General features: G+C 63.9%; 18 protein-coding genes. 6 read left to right on the top strand and 12 right to left on the bottom strand.

The features are described 5' to 3' along the window. Nucleotides 1-94 precede the first annotated feature (94 nt). Nucleotides 95-1,021: a LysR family transcriptional regulator gene (locus tag UP10_RS30520; protein WP_044591018.1), complete on the top strand. Its 927-nt coding sequence runs from the start codon at nt 95-97 to the stop codon at nt 1,019-1,021. On the opposite strand, the gene UP10_RS30515 is transcribed toward UP10_RS30520, so the two are convergent. From UP10_RS30515 to UP10_RS30505, 3 genes are all read right to left on the bottom strand, one after another. After that, nucleotides 1,000-1,212, bottom strand: a complete 213-nt coding sequence (locus tag UP10_RS30515) for a hypothetical protein (protein WP_044590914.1) — start codon at nt 1,210-1,212, stop codon at nt 1,000-1,002. The genes UP10_RS30520 and UP10_RS30515 overlap by 22 nt on opposite strands. Beyond that, complete coding sequence (locus UP10_RS30510) at nt 1,209-2,264, bottom strand: PepSY-associated TM helix domain-containing protein (protein ID WP_245321962.1); 1,056 nt, start codon at nt 2,262-2,264, stop codon at nt 1,209-1,211. The genes UP10_RS30515 and UP10_RS30510 overlap by 4 nt, the downstream gene beginning before the upstream one ends. A 102-nt stretch (nt 2,265-2,366) precedes the next feature. After that, nucleotides 2,367-4,568: a TonB-dependent siderophore receptor gene (locus UP10_RS30505; protein ID WP_245321961.1), complete on the bottom strand. Its 2,202-nt coding sequence runs from the start codon at nt 4,566-4,568 to the stop codon at nt 2,367-2,369. Between the two features lie 662 nt (nt 4,569-5,230). On the opposite strand from UP10_RS30505, the gene UP10_RS30500 reads away from it, so the two are divergent. Then, nucleotides 5,231-6,925 carry an ATP-binding protein gene (locus tag UP10_RS30500; RefSeq protein ID WP_156180378.1) on the top strand — a complete coding sequence of 565 codons (1,695 nt, stop codon included), beginning with the start codon at nt 5,231-5,233 and terminating at the stop codon, nt 6,923-6,925. A gap of 16 nt (nt 6,926-6,941) precedes the next feature. Here the strand turns inward: UP10_RS30500 and UP10_RS30495 are convergent, their stop codons facing one another. Both UP10_RS30495 and UP10_RS30490 read right to left on the bottom strand, forming a co-directional pair. Continuing rightward, nucleotides 6,942-7,364: a DUF6841 family protein gene (locus UP10_RS30495; protein ID WP_044590911.1), complete on the bottom strand. Its 423-nt coding sequence runs from the start codon at nt 7,362-7,364 to the stop codon at nt 6,942-6,944. After that, nucleotides 7,364-8,077, bottom strand: coding sequence for a TetR/AcrR family transcriptional regulator (locus UP10_RS30490; RefSeq protein WP_044590910.1), 714 nt, complete (start codon nt 8,075-8,077; stop codon nt 7,364-7,366). The genes UP10_RS30495 and UP10_RS30490 overlap by 1 nt, the downstream gene beginning before the upstream one ends. 162 nt (nt 8,078-8,239) lie before the next feature. On the opposite strand from UP10_RS30490, the gene UP10_RS30485 reads away from it, so the two are divergent. Continuing rightward, nucleotides 8,240-9,430: an HlyD family secretion protein gene (locus tag UP10_RS30485; protein ID WP_044590909.1), complete on the top strand. Its 1,191-nt coding sequence runs from the start codon at nt 8,240-8,242 to the stop codon at nt 9,428-9,430. Nucleotides 9,431-9,452: 22 nt separating this feature from the next. Then, nucleotides 9,453-11,066: a DHA2 family efflux MFS transporter permease subunit gene (locus UP10_RS30480; protein WP_044590908.1), complete on the top strand. Its 1,614-nt coding sequence runs from the start codon at nt 9,453-9,455 to the stop codon at nt 11,064-11,066. A gap of 9 nt (nt 11,067-11,075) precedes the next feature. Here UP10_RS30480 and UP10_RS30475 read toward each other — a convergent pair whose 3' ends face one another. Then, nucleotides 11,076-12,719 (bottom strand): AMP-binding protein, encoded by a 1,644-nt coding sequence (locus tag UP10_RS30475; RefSeq protein WP_044590907.1) that lies wholly within the window; start codon nt 12,717-12,719, stop codon nt 11,076-11,078. Nucleotides 12,720-12,878: 159 nt separating this feature from the next. Then, complete coding sequence (locus UP10_RS30470) at nt 12,879-13,373, bottom strand: MarR family winged helix-turn-helix transcriptional regulator (RefSeq protein ID WP_044539854.1); 495 nt, start codon at nt 13,371-13,373, stop codon at nt 12,879-12,881. Between the two features lie 275 nt (nt 13,374-13,648). Between UP10_RS30470 and UP10_RS30465 the strand changes: the two genes are divergently transcribed. Further along, nucleotides 13,649-14,815, top strand: a complete 1,167-nt coding sequence (locus UP10_RS30465; RefSeq protein WP_044590906.1) for an ABC transporter substrate-binding protein — start codon at nt 13,649-13,651, stop codon at nt 14,813-14,815. An 84-nt stretch (nt 14,816-14,899) separates the two neighbouring features. After that, complete coding sequence (locus UP10_RS30460) at nt 14,900-15,352, top strand: cupin domain-containing protein (protein WP_044539961.1); 453 nt, start codon at nt 14,900-14,902, stop codon at nt 15,350-15,352. A 158-nt stretch (nt 15,353-15,510) separates the two neighbouring features. On the opposite strand, the gene UP10_RS30455 is transcribed toward UP10_RS30460, so the two are convergent. The 5 genes from UP10_RS30455 to UP10_RS30435 form a co-directional block, all read right to left on the bottom strand. Continuing rightward, nucleotides 15,511-16,752, bottom strand: a complete 1,242-nt coding sequence (locus tag UP10_RS30455) for a flavin-dependent oxidoreductase (RefSeq protein WP_044590905.1) — start codon at nt 16,750-16,752, stop codon at nt 15,511-15,513. A 147-nt stretch (nt 16,753-16,899) separates the two neighbouring features. Next, complete coding sequence (locus tag UP10_RS30450; protein ID WP_044590904.1) at nt 16,900-17,295, bottom strand: RidA family protein; 396 nt, start codon at nt 17,293-17,295, stop codon at nt 16,900-16,902. Between the two features lies 1 nt (nt 17,296). Then, nucleotides 17,297-18,136: an enoyl-CoA hydratase family protein gene (locus tag UP10_RS30445; protein WP_044590903.1), complete on the bottom strand. Its 840-nt coding sequence runs from the start codon at nt 18,134-18,136 to the stop codon at nt 17,297-17,299. Between the two features lie 10 nt (nt 18,137-18,146). Next, a complete protein-coding gene (locus tag UP10_RS30440; protein ID WP_044590902.1) occupies nt 18,147-18,926 on the bottom strand; it encodes an SDR family NAD(P)-dependent oxidoreductase in 780 nt (259 codons plus the stop codon). Continuing rightward, nucleotides 18,923-21,235 (bottom strand): bifunctional salicylyl-CoA 5-hydroxylase/oxidoreductase, encoded by a 2,313-nt coding sequence (locus UP10_RS30435; RefSeq protein ID WP_044590901.1) that lies wholly within the window; start codon nt 21,233-21,235, stop codon nt 18,923-18,925. The genes UP10_RS30440 and UP10_RS30435 overlap by 4 nt, the downstream gene beginning before the upstream one ends. Nucleotides 21,236-21,661: the final 426 nt, after the last annotated feature.

Below are 21,661 nucleotides of genomic sequence, written 5' to 3'. Positions count from 1 at the left end.
GTCGCCGTCGTCGCCAGCATCAACACCCGAATTGCATAATTAGGGAAATTTCATTATCTTTGGTCTCGCCAAAGTATTTCTTATGGGGCTTTCCATGGCCGGCCACTTCTCGCGGGACCTCACCATCCGTCAGCTGCGCGCGCTGTCCGCGGTGCACGAGGCCGGCTCGGTTACCTCGGCGGCCAATCGCCTCAACCTCACCCAGCCGGCGGTGACGTTGCAGCTCCGCAATCTGCAGGCGCTCGCAGGGCTTCCGTTGATCCAGCGCACCGGCGACGGCATGGCATTGACGGATGCCGGCGCCCACGTGCTGGCACTGGTCGAGCGGATCGAGGCGGCGCTGAAGGATTGCGAGCAATCGCTCGACCTGATCGCGGGCCGCAGCGGCGGGCGCGTCTCGATGGGCGCGGTCTCTACAGCAAAGTATTTCGTGCCGTTCGCGATCGCGGCGTTCTCACGCCGCTTCCCCAAGATCGAGGTCATGCTCAGGATCGGCAACCGTGAGGAGATCCGCGACGCGCTGCGCGACTACGATCTCGATATTGCCGTGATGGGTGCGCCGCCAGCCGACGTCGAAGTCGAGATGCGGCCGCTCGGCCGGCATCCGCACTACATCGTCGCGGCGGCCGATCACCGGCTGGCGCGGCGCCGGCACGTCGAGATATCCGACCTTGCGGGTGAGACCTTCATTACCCGCGAGCAGGGCTCCGGCACCCGGATGCTGATGGAGCAGTTCTTCCAGCGGGTCAGGCTGACGCCGAAGATCGGCATGGCGATGGACAGCAACGAGACCATCAAGCAGGCTGTCATGGCCGGGCTCGGCATCGCCTTCATCTCCCAGCACACCGTGTTTCACGAACTGGAGGACGGCCGTCTCGTGGTGCTCAAGGTGAAAGGATTGCCCATCGTCCGGCAGTGGCACGCGATCCGACGTGCCGACAAGGTCCTGCTGCCTCCGGCGCAGGCCATGCTGGATTTCCTCGGCAAGGAAGGCTGGCGCTATCTGCCGAATACGCGTTGACGAAGCCGCAGGCGCAACCAGGCCCACGCGACGATCGCCACGGGTGCCGCGACCGCCAGCCAGGAGAAATAGCGGCCGACATCGCCAAGCAGCAGCGCAGCGAGCAGACCGCACAGGGTCAGCACGGCAACGACGATCGGCGCACCGAACACATCGGGCCAGCGCTGCGGCCGGTCGGCGCCCGGCTTCATCGCGCCAACGCGACCTGGCTGGTCGCAGCCACACGCCCGCGCTTCCGCCGTCGCGCCAGCCAGAGATAGAGCCCGCTGCCGATCACGGTGATCGTGAGAACGTCAAGGATCGCCCAGATGATCTTGAGCGGGATGCCGCCATAGTCTCCGAAATGCAGCGGCTGCGAGATCAAAAGCGCCTGCAGATAGGTCGGCAACGCGCGAGTGTCGGACACCTCGCCGGTCTCGCCGTCGAGCAGCACCGGCTTGAGCAGCCGCGACGTCAGCGGCGTGTCGCCGCGCATGAAGGCCGCATAGTGATGCGACGAGGTGAACGGCGTTCCCGGATAGGCCACGAAGGCCACGTCCATGCCGGGCGCGGCTTGCTTTGCCTGCGCCACGACCTGATCGAGCGGCGCCAGCTTCACCGGCGGCGGCTTGCCGGCATAGGGCTTCACCATCTCGGCGAGCTCGGTCGCCTTCCATTGGTTCAGCATCAGCTCGGCCCAGGTGTTGATCACACCGGTGAGGCCGACCACCAGCATCCAGACGATCGTGACCACGCCGATCAGATTGTGCCAGTCGAGCCACGCCACGCGGCGTGCCGAGTGGTCGCGGATGGTGGCAAAGCGTAGCCGGCGGGTGAATGGCCAGTACAGCACCACGCCCGACACGATCGCGACCACGAACAGGAGACCCATCGCACCGAGGAACAGCTTGCCGGCTTGCCCTGCGAACATGTCGGTGTGCAGCTTCAGTACGATCAGCATCGGTCCGACGCCGACCAGCCCGAGCGGCTTCGCCGTCACCGCATCGAAGGCGCGCACCGTCGTGTCGTCGGGCTTGCCGTCTGGCGCATTGTTGGTGAAGCCGAAGACGATTCCGGGCTCGTCCTTATCCCAGGACACGTATTGCATCACCCGCCCCGGATCGGCAGCGAGCGCGGCCTGCACGATCTGCTGCGCCGGTAGCGGCGGCCGTCCGGTAGCGGCCTCCGGTAGCGGCGCATAGCCGAGCGCCTCGTCGATCTCGTGATGGAAGATCAGCGGCAGCCCGGTGAGGCAGAGCAGCAACAGGAATACGGTCGAGATCAGGCTGGTCCAGGTATGGACCAGCGACCAGACCCTGACAGTCCGCGCCTTCAGCCGTGCCTCCCGGTCATCCGTACCGCCCCGTCACCACTTGTAACCAAGGCTGGCGGTGACACGACGACGATCGCCGTAGAAGCATGCCGTCGTCCCCGCGCAGCTCGCAACATAGATGGTGTCAGCGATGTTGATCACATTCAACGCCGCACGCCAGCCCTGCCATTCGTAGTGGATGGCGGCGTCTCCGAGCACCACCGAAGGCACCTCCAGCGTATTCGCCTGGTCGGCGAAGGATGAGCCGATGTAGCGCACGCCGCCGCCGAAGCCGAAGCCGGTCAGCGGGCCCTGCTGGAAAGTGTAGTCGCCCCAGATCGATGCCATCTGCTGCGGCGTGTTGGTCGGCGTCAATCCGACCAGGGCCGGGTTGAGGTCCTTGCTGGTGAACAGACTATAGGCCGTGAGGGCGCCAATGACCTTCAACCCGGGCAAGGGATTCGCAACCCCTTCGACCTCGAAGCCGCGCGAGGTGACCTCGCCGGTCTGGTTCTGCAGCAGCGGATTGTTCGGATCGGTCGTCAGCGCGTTCTGACGTTTCAGATCGAACCAGGCAAAGGTGATATGGCCATCGAAGCCATTCGGCTGGACCTTGACGCCGACCTCGGACTGCTGCCCGGTCTCGGGCAACAACAACTGGTTCGCAGCATTAAGGCCGATCACCGGATTGTAACTCGTCGCATAGGAGACGTAGGGCGCGACGCCGTTGTCGAAATTGTAGATCAGCCCGGCGCGGCTGCTGAACTTGCTGTCTTCGCGATTGGTGAGCGTGACGCCGCTTGGCCGATCATCCTGGCTGGTCGACACCCAATCGTTGCGACCGCTCAGCACCAGCGTAAAGCGTCCCAGCTTCATCTGGTCCTGCACGTAAGTGCCAAGCTGCTCCTGCTTGATCACGAAGTTGCGGAAAGGCGTGGTCGTGAACGGCAGGCTTCCCAGGCCATAAACCGGATTGAACGCGTTGATCGACGGCGTCGTGCCGAACTGGAAGATCTGGTAATCGTCGATCCGGTAATCCTTCAGGTCGACGCCGAACACCATCGTGTGTTTGACCGGACCGGTATCGAATCGATATTCGAGTTGACTGTCGAGATCGGCCTGATTGGCCGTGTCCTTTGCATACCAATTGTAGCGCCCGAGGTCACCGGTGGCCAAGTTGGTGTAGCCGTTGCCGATCAGGCCTCGATAGGTGACGTCGACATGGGCGAAGCGGGCATTCTGGCGGAAGGTGACGTTGTCGGAGAGATTGCGCTCGAACTGATAACCGAGCATCTCCTGCTCGCGCGTGAAGGTGTCGATCGAGGGATCGCCGACGAACAGGCTGGTCGGGATCCGCCCGAATGGCGCGTTCGTGACGGTGCCGACATAGGGCAGGAAATTGATGCCACGCGTCTCGTTCCGCGACGCGGACGCGAGCATCGTAAAGGTGGTGTCGATATCCGGCTTGTAGGTCACCGACGGCGCGATGGCGTAATTGTTGTTGGGCGTGAAATCGACCTGGGTGCCACCATTCTGGACCTGTCCGACCACGCGATAGAACAGCTTGCCATCCTGCCCGGGCGCAGCTACCGGCCCGCCGACGTCAAACCCGACATAGGCATTGCCGAAATTGTTGACGCCGGCCTCGATGTAGCGGATCGGCTCCTCCGGTGGCATCTTGCTGATGGCGTTGACGATGCCGCTCGGGCTGGAGCCGCCATACAGCACCGCCGAAGGACCGCGTAGCACCTCGACACGCTCGAGATCGAACGGCTGCAACTTCCAGCTCGCATAGGACGTGTAGAAAAGCTGGAGTCCGTCGAGGAAGAGGCCGACGTCGTCGGACTTGAAGCCGCGGATCAGGAACCAGTCGTTGCGGGTGTCGGCGCCGAAGGTGCCGGCGAGCACGCCCGGCGCGTAGCGCAGGATCTCGTCGAACTTACCGGGCTTCTGATCGCGGATCTGCTCACTGCCAACCACCGACACCGACTGCGGCGTCTCCATGATCGGCGTGTTGGTCTTGGTTCCAGACGAACTGCGGTTCGCGACATAGCCCTGGATCGGACCGCGCGGGCTCTCGACAAAGCCGACATTGCGAACCAGCGGAGGTTTTCGCGACGAGGCCGGCTGCGCGGTCCGCTGGACGCGCCGCTGCGGCGCAGTGGTCGCCCGCCGCCGCGCCTCGGGAGACGCAACCACCACCGGCGGCAACGCCTGGGCGCCCGACTGCGGCGGCGACGTCGTCGTCTGGGCCAAGGATGAATGCGGCAGCAATGCCAACGCGGAAGCGGTCGCCGACGCGGCGATTCGCAATAGACGTAGATGATTCAACGCGCCCTACCCCAATTGCAACGGAGTCCCTGTCACGCCGCTCTTGTGCACGACGACGTGCCGTTGCCGGGACGCTTACGCGAGGGATGAAGATTTCTCTAATAGAAGCCCTCTTAGAGATGCTCTTAGAGAGATTCGACTTCTGCGCGCATGCCGCGCCGTAGCGCACATGTTCTCGCATCGCGGCTGCTGCGCAGGACAACGTGCCGGAATTCCTCCCGATCGAATGTACACGGAGACACAAACAGCAACACCGGTCTTCGATGACCACCCATCGACGCGACTCTATGTCACCCTCACGCGAACGTTGCAGGAAGCGATTCGCCTCGAGATGGCGACGGCGAAAGATCCGAACGCCATGGTTGGCCCGTTGTCGTCGCGTGTGCCCAGTGGCATTCGCGGAGAACTTGTCCGCGGGGTAGCCGTTAACCTTTCCAAATCGTGTGAGAAAAGCCTGCGAGACCGCGCGTTGATACATGGCAACCATTGCGCTTCGTCAAGACGCGTGCCACATTTTTGGCAACGATCAACGCGCCGTCGGACATGCTCCTGCGAAGGAGGATCAACTGCACAGCCCAACCCCGCCCATGCCTGACTTCAAGGCGTTGTTCGAGGCGGCCCCTGGCCTCTATCTGGTGCTGACGGCGCCCGAGTTTCGCATCGTGGCGGTGAGCGACGCCTATCTGCGCGCCACCAAGACCGAGCGCGCCGCGATCCTCGGGCACGGACTGTTCGAGATATTCCCTGACAATCCCGACGATCCGGCTGCCGACGGGGTGCGGAACCTGCGGGCCTCGCTTGAACGCGTCGTCCAGTTCCGGCGGCCCGATACGATGCCGGTCCAGAAGTACGACATCCGTAAGCCCGAAGCCGAGGGCGGCGGCTTCGAGGAGCGCTTCTGGAGCCCGCGCAATTCGCCGGTCTTGGGACCGGGCGGGCAGTTCAGCTACATCATTCACCGCGTCGAGGACGTCACCGAATTCATCCAGCTGAAACAGCGAGGCGCCGAACAGGACAGGCTGGCAGACCGGCTGCGCGAGCGCACCGAGCAGATGGAAGCCGAAATCTTCATGCGCGCCCGCGAGGTCGAGGTTGCCCGTGAGCAGCTCGAAGCCGAGCAGAAGCTGCGCCAGGTGCAGAAGATGGAAGCGGTCGGACACCTCACCGGCGGCATCGCGCACGACTTCAACAACATCCTGACGGTGATTACCGGCCTGATCGACATCCTCGCCGACGCGGTCGCGCACGATCCGAATTTGACGTCCGTCACCAACATGATCGGCGATGCGGCCGCACGCGGCGCCGAGGTCACAAAACACCTGCTTGCCTTCTCGCGACAGCAGCCGCTGCAACCGCGCGAGGCTGATCTCAACACGCTGGTCACCGACACCGCGCGGCTGCTGCGCCCCTCGCTCGGCGAGCAGATCGAGATCGAAACGTCGCTCGAGGGCGATGCATGGCCGGCTTTCATCGATCCCAACCACCTGTCGACGGCGCTGCTCAATCTCGCGCTCAACGCGCGCGACGCGATGCCGGACGGCGGCAAGCTGATGCTCGAGACCAGCAACGTCATCCTCGACGAGACCTATGCCGCCGCCAATGTGGATGTGAGGCCGGGTGAATATGTCATGGTCGCGGTCAGCGACACCGGCGCCGGAATCCCCGAGGCCATCAGAGAAAAGGTGTTCGAGCCGTTCTTCACCACCAAGGACACCGGCAAGGGCACCGGCCTTGGCCTCAGCATGGTCTACGGCTTCGTCAAGCAGTCCAACGGGCACCTCAAGATCTATTCTGAAGAGGGCCACGGTACCTCGATCAAGCTTTATCTGCCGCGCAGCAGCGGCGACATCATTGATGTCGAGCCGCCGCCCCTCGTCGACGCCCGCGGCGGCAACGAATCGATCCTGGTCGTCGAGGACGACTCGCTGGTGCGCAACTACGTCAGCGCCCAGCTCGCGCAGCTCGGCTACCACGCCATGGTTACCGCCAACGGCCCCGAGGCATTGGCCGCGGTCGACAAGGGATTTGTCTGCGACGTCCTGTTCACGGACGTCATCATGTCCGGCGGCATGAACGGCCGGCAGCTGGCGGACGCGATTCTGGCGAAGCACCCCTCGGTGCGCGTGCTCTTCACGTCAGGCTATACCGAAGACGCGATCTTCCATCACGGCCGTCTCGATCCCGGCGTGACGCTGCTGCCAAAACCCTATCGCAAATCCGACCTGGCCCGGATGATCCGCCAGGTCCTGGCCCAGCCTGCCGCACCACTGTCGGGCAACTAACGGCTCTCGCCCTGGCCTAGGGTCCGAAGCTCGAGCGGCTCTGGATTTTCCAGGCGCCGCCGAGCAGGCTCAGCACGTAAAGGGAATCATAGACGCCGATCACAGAGCCATCCTCGCGATAGCGCGTGTAACGGAGCGCATAGTGCGCCTTCACCGGTGAGGACTGGACGAGCTTCGTCTCATTCCATGCGCTGTGATGCCAGCCGTCCTGCTTCCGCAGCCGCTCGAACAGGTCCATCGGATTGTTGCCGGCTTGCTGATAGACGGTGACCGCGCCGCCGGCGATCCGCACATGCGGGAAGTGCATCAGCGTGTCCATGGCTGACGCGTCGTAGCGATTGAGCGCTGCCATCCAGCGCGTCAGCACGTCCTCGCATTTGGCTTTGTCGTCGCGCGAGATCTCCGCCTCGATCGTGTAGGTCGTATCAGGTTCAGCCATTATGGGCCTTCGCTCCTCTTGGTGACCTGATCGGAACGCACCGCACATCCCCACAGGAAGAGCGCCGCACATTTCTTGGCGCGTGCTTCGAGTTCATCGTGCTGCGGCAGCGGCCTGTGCCCGTACCACACATCGCGCTGCGGCTGGAACACGAGCATGCCGAGAAGCATGCCGGCCGCGGACTCGGCGTCGTCGAGCACGATCCGTCCGCGCTTCTGCTGGATGCCCAGCCACGCCGCCAGCGAGCTGACGCTGCGTCGCATCGCCTTCTCGTAGAACATCTCGGCGACCGCAGGGAATTTGTCGCTCTCGGCCAGGATGATGCGTTGCATGGCGATGACGTCGCCATCGAGCACGAGGTCGGCGCAGGCCAACAGCGCCGCCTGCAATGCGGCTTCGATATCGCGGCCGTCGCAGGCGCCCAGATTCACCTTGGAGACGAACCAGTCCATCCGGTCCGTCACCATGGCCTCGAACAGCGCCATCTTGTTTGGGACGAGGCGATAGAGCGTCTTGGTCGAGACACCCGCGCGGCAGGCCACGTCGGCGATGTTGGCCGCAGCGAAACCGCGGGCCGCGAACTCCTGCCGCGCAGCATCATAGATGACGGCGCGCGTCTCCTCGTCCGAGCGCAGCTGTGGCCGACCGCGCCCGCGCCGCCCCGTATCAGGAGCGTCGTCTCCGCCGGACTGCTCTTTGCCCTTCACGCCCATGCCGTCTTCCGAGCCATGCTTTTAAATGATGCCTGTCATTCTATTGACAGTCCCAACATAGGGTCTATTTTGGAAAATATCAAGTTTCCAAATTATCCCGCGTGACCATTGGCCGAGATTGGCGAGATTTTACAGCGGGATAGAGCAATCGGGAGCGCCGCCATGAGCCACCATTCGACGTCATTCAAGGCCGAAAGCCAGGTTCCAGCCGAGACCGCCAAGCAAATAGTCGCGAATCCGGAAGCGACTCCCACACCTCCCGCCAATGCGAAAGGCAAGCTTCGCAGGGTCCTTCTGGCCGGCGCCGCGGTCGCGGCGCTCGCGGGTGCAACCTGGTACGGCTGGGACTACTGGACCGTGGGCCGCTTCCTCGTGTCCACCGACGACGCTTATGTGAAGGCCGACAACACGACGATCGCGCCAAAAGTCTCCGGCTATCTCAGTGACGTGCTGGTCGGTGACAACGAGCACGTGCACGCCGGCGAGGTGCTGGCGCGGATCGACGACCGCGATTTCAAGGTCGCACTCGATCAGGCCAAGGCCGACGTCGCCGCGGCTGAGGCCGCGATCACCAGCAAGCGCGCCCAGCTCGACGTGCAACACTCCGTGATCGAGGCCGCCCGGGCGACGCTCGCGGTCGACACCGCGACTCAGACTTTCGCCGAACAGGAAAACAAGCGCTACACCGACCTTGCCGGCACCGGCTACGGAAGCGTCCAGAATGCACAGCAGGCGCAGTCGCGCTACGCCAGCGCACAGGCCGGGATTGCCCGTGATACCGCTAACCTCGCTTCGGCCCTGCGGCAGGTCGAACTGCTCAAGGCCGATATCGTCCAGGCCGAGGCGGCGTCCGCACGTGCGTCAGCGCTACAGCATCAGGCCGAGCTCAATCTTGGCTACACCACGATATCAGCGCCGATCGACGGCGTCGTCGGCAACCGCACGCTGCGCACCGGCCAGTTCGTGCAGGCCGGCACGCAATTGATGTCGCTGGTGCCGGCCACCGGCGCCTATGTGATCGCCAATTTCAAGGAGACCCAGCTGACCGACGTCCGCAAGGGCCAGTCGGTAGAGATCGCGGTCGATATGTTCCCCGGCCAGGTCGTGCGCGGTCATGTCGACAGTCTTGCACCGGCGAGCGGCCAGGAATTCGCGCTGCTGCCGCCGGACAACGCAACCGGCAACTTCACCAAGGTGGTGCAGCGCATTCCCGTGAAGATCGCACTCGACGCCACCCCCGTCGAATTGCGGCCCGGCATGTCCGTGATCCCAACCATCGCGACGCTGTCGCGCCCTGCTGACGCGCCGCGCTCGAACACCGCGCCGAAGGTTGCTGTCGCCTCGTTCAAATAGGTAATGCCAAATAGGTGATGCCATGTCAGATATTGCCCTCTCATCCCCTGCTGCCTTGCCCCGCGCCACCGCCGTAGCAGTCGATCCCAACCGCGCCAGCCCGGTGGTCTGGATTTCGGTGTTCGCGGCCATGATCGGCGCGTTCATGGCGATCCTCAACATCCAGATCACCAACGCCTCGCTGCTCAATATCGAGGGCGGCATCGGCACTGGCGTCGACAACGGCTCCTGGATCTCGACGTCGTATTTGATCGGCGAGATCGTGGTGATCCCGCTCACCGACTACCTCACCCGGGTGTTCTCCTTCCGCAAGATCATTCTGGTCCACGCCACGCTGTTTGCGATCTTCTCGGTGGCCTGTGCCTTCACCCACGATTTGCCGTCGATGATCGCGATGCGCGGCCTGCAGGGCTTTTTCGGCGGCGTGCTGATCCCGATGGCCTTCACGCTGGTGTTCACCAAGCTGCCGAAGCCGCAGCAGCCGATCGGGCTTGCGATGTTCGCGCTGGCCGTGACCTTTGCCCCGGCCATCGGCCCGACCATCGGCGGCTATCTCACGGAGAACTACGGCTGGCAGACCATCTTCTTCGTCAACGTGATCCCGACCGCGGTGATGGTCGCGACGCTCTATTTCACGATCGAGCGGCAGCCGATGCAACTCAAGCTGCTCCGCGAGGGCGACTGGCTCGGCATCGTGACGATGGCGATCGGGCTCTCGGCGCTGCAGTCGGTGCTGGAAGAGGGCAACAAGGACGACTGGTTTGGCTCGCCCTTCATTGTCAAGCTTGCTGTCACCGCTGCCGTCAGTCTGTCACTGTTCGTCTGGATCGAGCTGGTCGTGGAGAAGCCGCTGATCCGGCTCCGGCTCCTCACCCAGCGCAGCTTCGGCTTCGGCACCCTCGCGTCAGTGTTCGTCGGCTTCGCGCTGTTCGGCTCGGTCTACCTGCTGCCCGCCTATCTCGGCCAGGTGCAGCGCTACAACGCCGAGCAGATCGGCCAGGTGCTGGCCTGGACCGGGCTGCCGCAGTTGATCCTGATCCCGCTGGTCCCGAAGCTGATGCAGCGCTTCGATGCCCGCTTCATCGCCTTTGTCGGCATGATGCTGTTCGCGGTCTCATCCTTCATGAACATCTCGATGTCGCTCGACTATTCCGGCGACCAGTTCTTCGTCCCGAACATCGTCCGCGCCATCGGCCAGGCGCTGATGCTGGCGCCGCTGTCCGCCGTCAGCCTCGGCAGTGTCGCGCCGCAGGATGCCGCAGCGGCCTCCGGCATCTCCAACATGATGCGTAACCTCGGCGGTGCGATCGGCACCGCGCTGCTCGCCACCATCGTCACCAAGCGCGAGCAGTTCCACTCCAACATCATCGGCCAGTCCGTCGACCTCGGCCGCGAGGAGGTGCGCAGCCGGATCACCGAGATCACCAATTACTTCCTCAGCCACGGCATCTCCGACCCCGCCACCGCGCATCAGCAGGCGATCGTAGCCCTTGGCGGTATCGTTAAGCGCCAGGCGCTGGTGCTTGGCTTCAGCGACACCTTCGCTGTGATCGGCATCGTGCTGGTCTTTGCCGCAATCGCGATCCTGCTGACGGGAAAACCCAAGGGCACCGCGGGCGGTGGCGCCGCGCACTGATCCAGGGTCTCAACTCGCCTCACGCAGCCTGAAGCGCTGGATCTTTCCGGTCTGCGTCTTCGGAAGCGCATCGACGAAGGCGATCGCGCGAGGATATTTGTACGGCGCGATCGTTGCCTTGACGTGATCCTGCAGCAGCTTGACCTCGACATCGTCGTTGCGCGCACCCGGCTTCAGCACGACGAAGGCCGAGACGACCTGCCCGCGCTCCACATCAGGCGCACCGATCACAGCGCATTCTGCGACGTCGGGATGCCCGAGCAGCGCGGCCTCGACCTCGGGCCCGGCGATGTTGTAGCCGGCCGAGATGATCATGTCGTCGGCGCGGGCGACGAACGACAGCCGGCCGTTCTCGTCGCTGACGAAGGCATCACCGGTGATATTCCAGCCATCGCGCACATATTTCGTCTGCCTGTTGTCGGCCAGATAGCGGCAGCCGGTCGGGCCGCGGACCGCCAACCTGCCGACCGTGCCCGGCGGCAACTCGTTCATGTCCTCATCGACGATCCTGGCCTCATAGCCGGAGACCGGATTCCCGGTTGTCCCGCCGACGGCGCTGCCGACCCGGTTGGTGATGAAGATGTGCAGTAATTCGGTGCTGCCGATGCCGTCGAGGATCGGCTTGCCGGTCTTCGCCGTCCAGCTTTCGAACACCGGCGCCGGCAGCGTCTCGCCCGCCGAGATCGCAAGCCGCAGCGACGACAGATCGGCGCCCTTGTCCATCGCGGCCATCATCGCCCGATAGGCGGTCGGCGCGGTGAAGCAGATCGTCGCCTTGTGGGTTTCGATGATCCTGATCATCTCGCTCGGCGCCGCGTTCTCCAGCAACGTCGCGGTCGCGCCGTAGCGCAGCGGAAAGATCGCGAGACCACCGAGGCCGAAGGTGAAGGCAAGCGGCGGCGAGCCGACGAAGACGTCGTCCGGCGTTACTTTGAGCACTTCCTTCGCGTAACCGTCCGCGACGATCAGGAGATCGCGGTGGAAATGCATCGTCGCCTTCGGCTCTCCGGTGGTGCCTGAGGTGAAGCCGAGCAGCGCGACGTCGTCGCGGCCGGTCTTCACCGCATCGAACTTCACCGGCTTGTTCAGCGCAATCCGATCAAGCTCGGCATCGTGGTTCTGGGTGCCGTCGAAATTGACGACCTGCTTGAGGAATTTGCTGGTCTTGGCGCAAGCGACCAGTTCATCCGCGATGCGGCTGTCGGTCAGCGCCAGCGCGATTTCGGCCTTATCGATGATTTTTGCGAGCTCACCTGCGCGCAGCATCGGCATGGTGTTGACGACGACCGCGCCGGCCTTGGACGCGGCAAGCCACGCCGCCACCAGCGCCGGATTGTTGCCCGAGCGGATCAGCACGCGGTTGCCGGGTTTGACGCCGTAGTTCTCCACCAGCGCATGCGCCAGGCGGTTCGACCAGTCGGTCAATTCCTTGTAGGTGCGCTGGCGGCCGTTGCCGATCAGCGCGATGCGATCGCCCATGCCCTGCTCGACGATCCGATCGGTCAATTCGACCGCGGCGTTGAGATAGTCGGGATATTTGAATTCCGGCCGGTCGAGCAGCAGCTGCGGCCATTGATCCGCCGGCGGCAGATTGCGCCGTGCGAAATCGTCGACATGCCCCGATGGGCCAAGCCCGGGAAATTCACCTGACATTCGATTGCCCCTTGCTTTCCATCCAGAAAGGCCAAGACCAAAATCGAGAACACCAATATCGAGGACGCCCGGCAGCGTTCCGATCGAAAATCATTTTATACTTAAAATAATTTGGCGCAAGAGTGGAAATCGGAAAATCCTATCGCTTGCTCGATCTGCTTAAGTCGTCCTCGCCTTGGCGGACCGCTGCGCCGAGCCCTTGGCCTTGGCGAGCAACTTCATCAGCTCGCGGATATCCTTCGGCGAAAGGTCACCGAAGATATCGGCGATCCATTTCTCGTGCTCGGCCGCCATCTTGCGGAACTCGGCGCGGCCGAGCTTGGTCAACCGGATGAATTGCACGCGGCGGTCGGTTTCCGAGGTGCGGCGATCGAGATGGCCGGATTCAACCAGGCGGTCGACCAGGCCGGTGACGTTACCGTTGGAGACCATCATCCGCCGGGACAAGTCCGACAGCGTCATGCCGTCCTGCACCTTGTCGAGCTGCGCCATCAGGTCGAAGCGTGGCAGCGTGACATCGAAACGCTCGCGCAGCCGGCCGCGGACCTCGCTTTCGATCAGCGTGGTGCAGGTCAGGAGGCGGAGCCACAGGCGCAGCTCGGTGCCGTGGTCATCGGGCAGTTCGACGGCTTTAGTTTCGGAATCGAGGATCATGCGGCAATCGTGCCTTTGCGGCTGTTCCTGGTCGGGTTGATTGCTTTGAGCTTCAAGCAATTTACGGCGCGCGGCAAGGACAATTGCGAATCGAACTAATGTTGCGGACCGGTTTTGGCAGTTTCTTTAACCTTCAAGCAATTGGCGCGACGCTTGCATGGCTGGCGCCTGCACGGCGCGCAAGCTTCGTCCTGATGCAATGCCACATCGCTTGCGGCGGTCACGGTCGTCAGAATAAGCTGAGCCGAGGACATAGCGGTGGTTGGGGGAGTCACATGAAACGATTGACGAAGTTTGCGGGATTGGCGGCAGTGCTTGGCGTCGCGATCACGCCGGCGGCCGCGCAGGAGAAGATCAAGATCGGCGTGATCGTCACGACGTCGGGACCGGCCGCGGCGCTCGGTCAGCAGGTGCGTGACGGTTTTGCGCTCGCGATCAAGGACCTCGGCGGCAAGATGGCCGGCCGCGACGTCGAAATCGTCAACGCCGACGACGAACTTAAGCCGGACGGCGCGGTGACGAAGGTGCGCGGGCTGCTGGAGCGCGACAAGGTCGACTTCGTGGTCGGCCCGATCTTCTCCAACATCCTGCAGGCGATCCATCGCCCGGTCACCGAGAACAAGACCTTCCTGATCAGCCCGAATGCCGGGCCGTCGAGCTACGCCGGCAAGGAATGCAACCCGTTCTTCTATGTCACGTCGTACCAGAACGACCAGGTCCACGAGGTCCTCGGCAAGGTCGCGCAGGACCGCGGCTACAAGCGCGTCTATCTGCTGTTGCCGAATTACCAGGCCGGGCGCGACTCCGCCGCCGGCTTCAAGCTCGACTACAAGGGCGAGATCGTCGAGGAGTCCTACACGCCGTTGGGCACGCTGGATTTCCAGCCCGAACTCTCCAAGATCGCCTCGCTGAAGCCGGACGCGCTGTTCACCTTCATGCCGGGCGGCATGGGCGTGAACCTCGTCAAGCAGTACAAGCAGGCCGGCGCCACCCTGCCGGTGCTGTCCGCCTTCACCGTCGACGAATCCACCCTGCCCGCGCAGCAGGACGCCGCGGTCGGCATGTTCGGCGGCGCGAACTGGGCGCCGAACCTCGACAATCCCCAAAGCAAGAAATTCGTCGCGGCCTATGAGGCCGCCTATAACGGCGTGCCCGGCACCTACGCCATGCAGGCCTATGACGCGGCGATGCTGATCGACAGCGCCGTCAAGGCCGTGAAGGGCGACCTCTCCAACAAGGACGCGGTCGCGGCCGCGCTAAAGAAGGCCGACTTCACCTCGCTGCGCGGTAACTTCAAATTCAGCGCCAACGGCTATCCGATCCAGGATTTCTATCTCACCAAGGTCGCGAAGCGGCCGGACGGCAAGTTCCAGACCGAGATCGTCGAAAAGGTGTTTTCGGATTACGGCGATCGCTACGCCAAGGACTGCGTCGCTAAGTAAATCACTCAAAGCGTTTTCAAGCGAAGTGGGCACCGGTTCGCGTGAAGAAAACGCGTCAAACAGAATCGAGGAGGAAACACGATCATGAAAGACGAGATCGCCGGCATCACCCGCGCCAATGAGGGCATCCAGGGCATTTCCTGGAACATCCTCGGCCAGACCTATGTGCCGAAGACCCGCAGCGAGCATTCCTTCTCGTGGCACGCGACGTTTCCGCCGGGCACCTTCGTTCCACCGCATATCCATCCCGACCAGGACGAGTACCTCTATATCCTCGAGGGCAAACTCGATTTCTTTCTCGATGGCGCCGACGAGTCCGCAACTCCGGGAGACCTCGTGCGCCTGCCGATGGGCAAGCCGCACGGCATCTTCAACAAGTCGCAGCAGCCTGCGAAGACACTGTTCTGGGTGTCGCCGACCAGGAGGCTCTACGACCTGTTCTGGGCGATCCACAACATGAAGGAGCAGACCCCGGATGACGTGGTGCGGCTCGCCGCCGAACACAACATCCACTTCCTGCCGCCGCCGCCGGCGTAATTTTCCAATCGCATCTCAGCCCCGTCATTGCGAGGAGCTCGCGACAAAATTGTAAAGCAATTTTGCGCTGAAGCGATGAAGCAATCCATCCCTCCACACGCGCGGGGAGATGGATTGCTTCGCTTCGCTCGCAATGACGCGGATGGGCCCCTACCCTCCTACTGCCGCGCCACCACGCGCGCGGCAAAGCCGGCCTTCGCCGCATAGCCACGCACAATCGCCTCGCGCGCCTCGTAATTCAGGATGGTATCGACGTCGGTGAATCCCTGCGGTGCGAGCTGCTCGACCGCATCGATCACGCCCTCCGGTCCGCCGCGGCGGTTGGAGGCAACGATGTCGGCGGTCATCGGCAGGCGCTGTCGCTCATAGGAAACCAGCGCCTGGCGCGGATGTTCCGACCGCGCCAGCGCATCCGCCAGGCATCGCGCATCCAGAATGGCCTGCGACGCGCCGTTCGAGCCCACCGGATACATCGGATGCGCGGCGTCGCCGAGCAGCGTGACGCGGCCGCTCGACCAGTAGGGCAAGGAATCGCGGTCGCAGCACGGATACTCCCAGAACTCCGGCGTAGCCCCGATCAATCCGGCGAAATCAACCTGCGGAATCGTGAAACCAGTGACATAGGGCATCATCTCCTCGCGCCGGCCGAGGACAGACCAGCCCTCACGGCGCGGCGGTGGTGACGAGCCGTCGCCGATCCGCACCAGCACCGCCCAATTGGTGAGGCGACTGGCCGGGCTCGACCCCGGCGCGATCGGATAGATCACCGCCTTCGCATTCAGTCCGCCGGCGATGATCATCGAGCGCCCGGTCAGGAACGCCGGCCAATCTGTAGCACCGCGCCACAGCATCAACCCGTTCCAGCACGGCCCGCCCTCGCCCGGAAACAGCGTCTGCCGCACCTTGGAGTGAATGCCGTCGGCACCTATGAGAATATCGCCGCGCGCGGTGTGCACATGCGCGCCACTGCGATCGAAGAAATAGGCCGACACGCCGCCTTCGTCCTGCGTGAACGAGCCGAGCCGGCAGCCGGTGCGGATCGCGTCCGCGCAGAGACGGTCGATCACCGCCTGGTGGATCACGCCCTGCAGCCGGCCGCGATGGATCGAGAATTGTGGAACGTCATGGCCGGCATCAAGCCCGCGCTTCTCGTGCCAGACCTGCTGGCCATGGCGCGTCAGATAGAACAGCTCCGAGGTGCGGATCGCGACCTCGTCGAGCTTGTCCAGCAGGCCAAGCCCCGCCAGCTCGCGGATCGCATGCGGCAGGGTGTTGATGCCGACGCCGAGCTCGCGGATGGTGTCGGACTGCTCGTAAAGCTCGCAACTGATGCCGCGTGCGCGCAGCATCAGCGCGGTGGTGAGGCCTCCTACTCCGCCTCCGACGATAATCGCCTTCATCGTCCCTTACTCCACTGACAACACGACGTTTTTACACTGCGCCTAGGGTCGCATGGCCCCTCGCCCCGCCGCAAGCCAGTTTGTCGCCTTCGTTTCCCCTCGTGCGGCCATCCGCCCCTTAGGTTAATGTCCCTGTTTCCGAAATGCTTAATCCGGCACCACCGCGATCGCCTGAATTTCCACCTTGGCGCGGTCCTCGATCAGGCCCGACACCTGGATCGCCGTCATCGCCGGAAAGCACCGGCCCATCACGTCGCGATAGACGCCGCCGATCTCCCTCAGCCGCGCGGAGTATTCCTTGCGGTCGAGCAGGAACCAGGTCATCGACACGATGTGCTCAGGCCCGGCGCCACCGGCGGCAGCGACCGCGGCGATGTTGCGCAGGGTCTGCCCGATCTGCGCGACCAGATCGTCGGTCTCGAACACGCATTGCCCGTTCCAGCCGATCTGGCCGGCGATGAAGATGGATTTGCCGCGTGCGGCCACACCGTTGGCGTAGCCGCTCGGCTTCGCCCAACCGTCCGGTTGCAGGATCTCGCTCATCTCAATTGCCCTCGAAGACTGGTTTCTGCTTGGCGGCGAACGCCTCGAAGGCGCGGCGGAAATCACCCGTGACCATACAGATCGCCTGCGCCTGCGCTTCGGACTCGATCATCTCGTCGACGCCCATCGCCCATTCCTGGTTGAACATGGTTTTCGTCACCCCATGCGCGAACCAGGGACCATCAGCGAGCGAGCGCGCCAACTCATGCGCGGCGCTCGAAAGTTCGGCCGCCGGCACAAGGCGATTGTGGAAGCCCCACGAGAAACCTTCCTCGGCGCTCATGGCGCGGCCGGTGTAGAGCAGGTCGGCAGCACGGCCCTGCCCGATCACGCGCGGCAGCAGGCCGCAGGCGCCCATGTCGGCCCCGGCGAGGCCGACGCGGGTGAACAGGAATGCGGTCTTGGCCTGCGGCGTCGCAAGGCGAAGGTCGGACGCGAGCGCCAGCATCGCCCCGGCGCCGGCGCAGATGCCGTCGATCGCGGAAACGATGATCTGCGGACATTTGCGCATCGCGCGCACCACCTCGCCGGTCATGCGGGTGAAGGCGAGCAGATCCGGCATCGCCATCCGCGTCAGCGGCTCGATAATCTCGAACACGTCGCCGCCGGAGCAGAAATTGCCGTCAGCGCCGGACAGCACGATCGCGCGGACATCGGATGCGGATCTGAGATTGGTGAAGAGGTCGCGCAGCTCCTCATAGGATTCGAAGGTCAGCGGGTTCTTCTTGTCCGGGCGGTTCAGCGTGATGGTCGCGACGCGGCCGGTCTCGTCGGTCGCCCAGCGGAAATGCTTTGCGGGATAATCCCTGAACGGCCGGAGCTTTGCTTTCATCTCGGACATGATGTTTCCTTTACCCGGTGAGGACTTCGCCGCCGGCAACAGCGACGGCTTGTCCGTTGATTGACGATGCGCTCTCGGATGCAAGCCAGAGGATGGCGTCGGCCACCTCCTCCGGCGTCACCAGTCGCTGCATCGGATTGACCTTTGCCAGCGCCGCGCGCGCCTCGTCTTCGCTGCGCCCGGTCTTTGCGACGATGTTGGCGGCGGCATCCGCCACCAGCGGCGTGTCGGTGTAACCCGGACACACCGCATTCACGGTGACGCCGCGCCGCGCATATTCCAATGCCAGCGACCGCGTGAGCCCGACCACGCCATGTTTCGCCGCAACATAGGCCGAGACATAGGCGTAGCCGGTGAGGCCCGCGGTCGAGGCAACGTTGATGACGCGCCCGCGTCCACGCTGCGCCATGCCCGGGAGCACCGCATGCGTCACCAGGAACACGCTGGTGAGGTTGCTTGCGAGCATGTCCGCCCACAGCGCTGCGTTGGTCTTGTCGAACGGCGCGCTGGCGGCCTTGCCGGCATTGTTGACGAGGATATCGATCGGGCCTGCCTCGGATTCGATCCGTGCAACGCCGGCGGCCACCGCGGCTTCGTCGGTCACATCGATCGCGACGACGGCGCCCGTGCGGTCCCCGAGCAATGCGGCGGTGGCCTTCAGCGCCTCGATCCGGCGCCCGGCCACGCTGACACGCACGCCGGCCTTTGCCAGCGCGATCGCCGTTGCGGCGCCGATGCCGGAACCGGCGCCGGTCACAAGCGCATGGGCGTTGGGCCAGAACCGTGTCATGGCTTCGCTCCCGCGGCGCGTTTGAGATTGGCCTCGTATTGCGGCTTGCCCGACAGATACTGCTTCGGCCAGACGATCGACTTGACGCCGATCTTGGCAGCCTCATGCAGCGTCCAGGCCGGATCGGCGAGATGCGGCCGGGCGATGGCGCAGAGATCGGCGCGGCCGGCGGCGATGATCGAATTGGCGTGATCGGCCTCCGAGATCGCGCCGACGGCGATGGTGGCGATGCCGACCTCGTTGCGGATCTTGTCGGCGAAGGGTGTCTGGTACAGCCGGCCATAGACCGGATGGTCGTCGGCCCAGACCTGCCCCGATGAGCAGTCGATCAGGTCGGCGCCGGCGTCCTTGAACAGCTTTGCGAAGGCGAGCGCATCCTCGGGCGTGTTGCCGCCCTCCGCCCAATCGTGACAGGACAGCCGGACCGACATCGGCTTGTCCTCGGGCCACACCGCACGGATGGCGCGGAACAGCTCCAGCGGATAGCGCGCGCGGTTCTCGATCGATCCGCCATACGCGTCAGTGCGGTGGTTGGTCAGCGGCGAGAGGAAGCTCGACAGCAGATAGCCGTGAGCGCAGTGCAGCTCCAGGAGATCGAAGCCGGCCTTCGCCGCGCGCCTGGCGGCCGCGACGAACTGCTCGCGCACCTCATCCATCTCGGCACGGGTCATCGGCTCCGGCACCTGGCCGTCGGGCAGATAGGGAACGGCTGAGGCCGATACCAGCGGCCAGTTACCGTCAGGCAGCGGCTCGTCCATGCCCTCCCAGGCCACCCGGGTCGAGCCCTTGCGGCCGGCATGGCCGAGCTGGATCCCGATCCGCGCTTGCGAATTGCCGTGCACGAAATCGACGATCCGCTTGTAGGCTGATGCCTGCGCGTCGTTCCACAGGCCGCAGCAACCGGGCGTGATCCGCGCTTCCGGCGACACGCAGGTCATCTCGGTGAACAGCAGCCCGGCGCCGCCGAGCGCACGCGAGCCGAAATGCACCAGATGGAAATCGGTCGGCACACCCTCCTCGGCCGAATACATCGCCATCGGCGAAACGATGATGCGGTTATGCAGCGACAGCCCGCGAATCCGGAACGGCGTCAGCATCGGCGGCGTGACCCGGTCGTTGGTCTCGGGCAATCCGCTTTGCCCGGCAAACCAGCGCTCATAGCCTTCGAGCCAGGTTTTGTCGCGCAGCCGCAGATTCTCGTGGCTGATGCGCTGCGAGCGCGTCAGCAGCGAATACATGAACTGTTCCGGCTCCAGCGTATCGGCATAGCGCGAGCCGACCACCTCGAACCATTCCATCGCGTTGCGCGCCGCGTTCTGGATCCGCGCCACATCAACCCGGCGCAGCTCCTCATAGGCGGCGAGAACGGTGGGAATGCTCCCCTTGCTCGCGCCATGGGTCTTGAACTGGTTGGTCAGTTCGATCGCGTCTTCCAGCGCCAGTTTTGTCCCCGAGCCGATCGCGAAATGCGCGGTGTGCGCGGCATCGCCCATCAGCACGACATGGCTGTTGCCATTGAACGCGGTCCATTTGCCGCAGATCAGCCGCGGGAACGACAGCCAGGCCGAGCCGCGCAGATGGCGCGCATTGGAGACCAGCGAATGCCCCTCGAGAATTTCGGAAAACACTTTTTCGCAGAAATCGATCGAGGCGTCCGGGTCCATCCGGTCGAGGCCGTGGGCGAGATAGGCCTCTTCGGTGGTCTCGACGATGAAGGTCGCCGCGCCGTCCTCGAACTTGTAGATATGTGCCTGGAACCAGCCGTGCTCGGTCTTGCGGAAGTCGAAGGTGAAGGCGTCGAACGGCCGGTTGGTCCCGAGCCAGATATAGCGGTTCGGCCGCATCACCATGTCGGGCCGGAATTCTTCCGCATATTTGGTGCGGATCTTCGAGTTGACGCCGTCGGCAGCGACGATCAGGTCGGCATCGGGGAAATCCAGGTCGGAATTCACGTCGCGCTCGAAGACCAGCTCGACGCTAAGTTCCTCGGCCCGCGCCTGCAGGATGTTGAGCAGCCGCTTGCGGCCGATGCCGACAAAACCGTGGCCCGACGTGCGCATCCGCCGGCCCTTGATCAGGACCTCGATGTCGTCCCAATGGTTGAAGGCCTGCTCGATCGTATCAGCGGTGACCGGATCCCATTTGCGCATGTTGTCCATGGTCGCATCCGAGAATACCACGCCGAAACCGAACGTGTCGTAGGGCCGGTTGCGCTCGACCACGGAAATCTCGTGCGCGGGATCCAGCATCTTCATCAGGATGCCGAAATAAAGCCCGGCCGGCCCGCCTCCGATGCAAACGATACGCATGGCGATCTCCCGTTATTGGCTGCCGGGGCCCTTGGCTCGGACGGCGCATTTCCCGGCGAGCCGATGCCGGATATTATTTTATACTTAAAACAATTGTCAAGGGGATTGCGCCATACCCACAGCCGTCGTCCCGGCGAAGGCCGGGACCCATATGTGGACGGCCCCCGTGGCACAAGAGCTTTGTGAGTAGATCGGAACGCTTGCATCCATATGTCCGGCCTGTTGATGCGACGCACATTGATCGCTGGCCAAGATGGGTTGCGCGACGCGAGCTCCAAACAACCCCGCGACCTGTTGACGGCCAATGGGTCCCACGGACTGTCTCGCATCGTTGATCGACCGATTGCTCCATCTGCTCTTGCAGCTTCCGGGTCGGCCGGTGGGCGAACCCGCCGGCCGGCCAATCTGTTAGGCGACGGCTCCCAT

Origin of the sequence: Bradyrhizobium sp. LTSPM299, assembly GCF_000938235.1 — a bacterium.
Taxonomy (GTDB): domain Bacteria; phylum Pseudomonadota; class Alphaproteobacteria; order Rhizobiales; family Xanthobacteraceae; genus Bradyrhizobium.
The sequence above is the reverse complement of the archived record's forward strand: the minus strand, read 5'-3'. Positions and strand labels throughout refer to the sequence as shown.

Coding starts and splice junctions, on each gene's coding strand:
- UP10_RS30520 (WP_044591018.1), top strand. CDS start 95: ATGGCCGGCCACTTCTCGCGGGACCTCACCATCCGTCAGCTGCGCGCG.
- UP10_RS30515 (WP_044590914.1), bottom strand. CDS start 1,212: ATGAAGCCGGGCGCCGACCGGCCGCAGCGCTGGCCCGATGTGTTCGGT.
- UP10_RS30500 (WP_156180378.1), top strand. CDS start 5,231: ATGCCTGACTTCAAGGCGTTGTTCGAGGCGGCCCCTGGCCTCTATCTG.
- UP10_RS30495 (WP_044590911.1), bottom strand. CDS start 7,364: ATGGCTGAACCTGATACGACCTACACGATCGAGGCGGAGATCTCGCGC.
- UP10_RS30490 (WP_044590910.1), bottom strand. CDS start 8,077: ATGGGCGTGAAGGGCAAAGAGCAGTCCGGCGGAGACGACGCTCCTGAT.
- UP10_RS30485 (WP_044590909.1), top strand. CDS start 8,240: ATGAGCCACCATTCGACGTCATTCAAGGCCGAAAGCCAGGTTCCAGCC.
- UP10_RS30480 (WP_044590908.1), top strand. CDS start 9,453: ATGTCAGATATTGCCCTCTCATCCCCTGCTGCCTTGCCCCGCGCCACC.
- UP10_RS30475 (WP_044590907.1), bottom strand. CDS start 12,719: ATGTCAGGTGAATTTCCCGGGCTTGGCCCATCGGGGCATGTCGACGAT.
- UP10_RS30470 (WP_044539854.1), bottom strand. CDS start 13,373: ATGATCCTCGATTCCGAAACTAAAGCCGTCGAACTGCCCGATGACCAC.
- UP10_RS30465 (WP_044590906.1), top strand. CDS start 13,649: ATGAAACGATTGACGAAGTTTGCGGGATTGGCGGCAGTGCTTGGCGTC.
- UP10_RS30460 (WP_044539961.1), top strand. CDS start 14,900: ATGAAAGACGAGATCGCCGGCATCACCCGCGCCAATGAGGGCATCCAG.
- UP10_RS30455 (WP_044590905.1), bottom strand. CDS start 16,752: ATGAAGGCGATTATCGTCGGAGGCGGAGTAGGAGGCCTCACCACCGCG.
- UP10_RS30450 (WP_044590904.1), bottom strand. CDS start 17,295: ATGAGCGAGATCCTGCAACCGGACGGTTGGGCGAAGCCGAGCGGCTAC.
- UP10_RS30445 (WP_044590903.1), bottom strand. CDS start 18,136: ATGTCCGAGATGAAAGCAAAGCTCCGGCCGTTCAGGGATTATCCCGCA.
- UP10_RS30440 (WP_044590902.1), bottom strand. CDS start 18,926: ATGACACGGTTCTGGCCCAACGCCCATGCGCTTGTGACCGGCGCCGGT.
- UP10_RS30435 (WP_044590901.1), bottom strand. CDS start 21,235: ATGCGTATCGTTTGCATCGGAGGCGGGCCGGCCGGGCTTTATTTCGGC.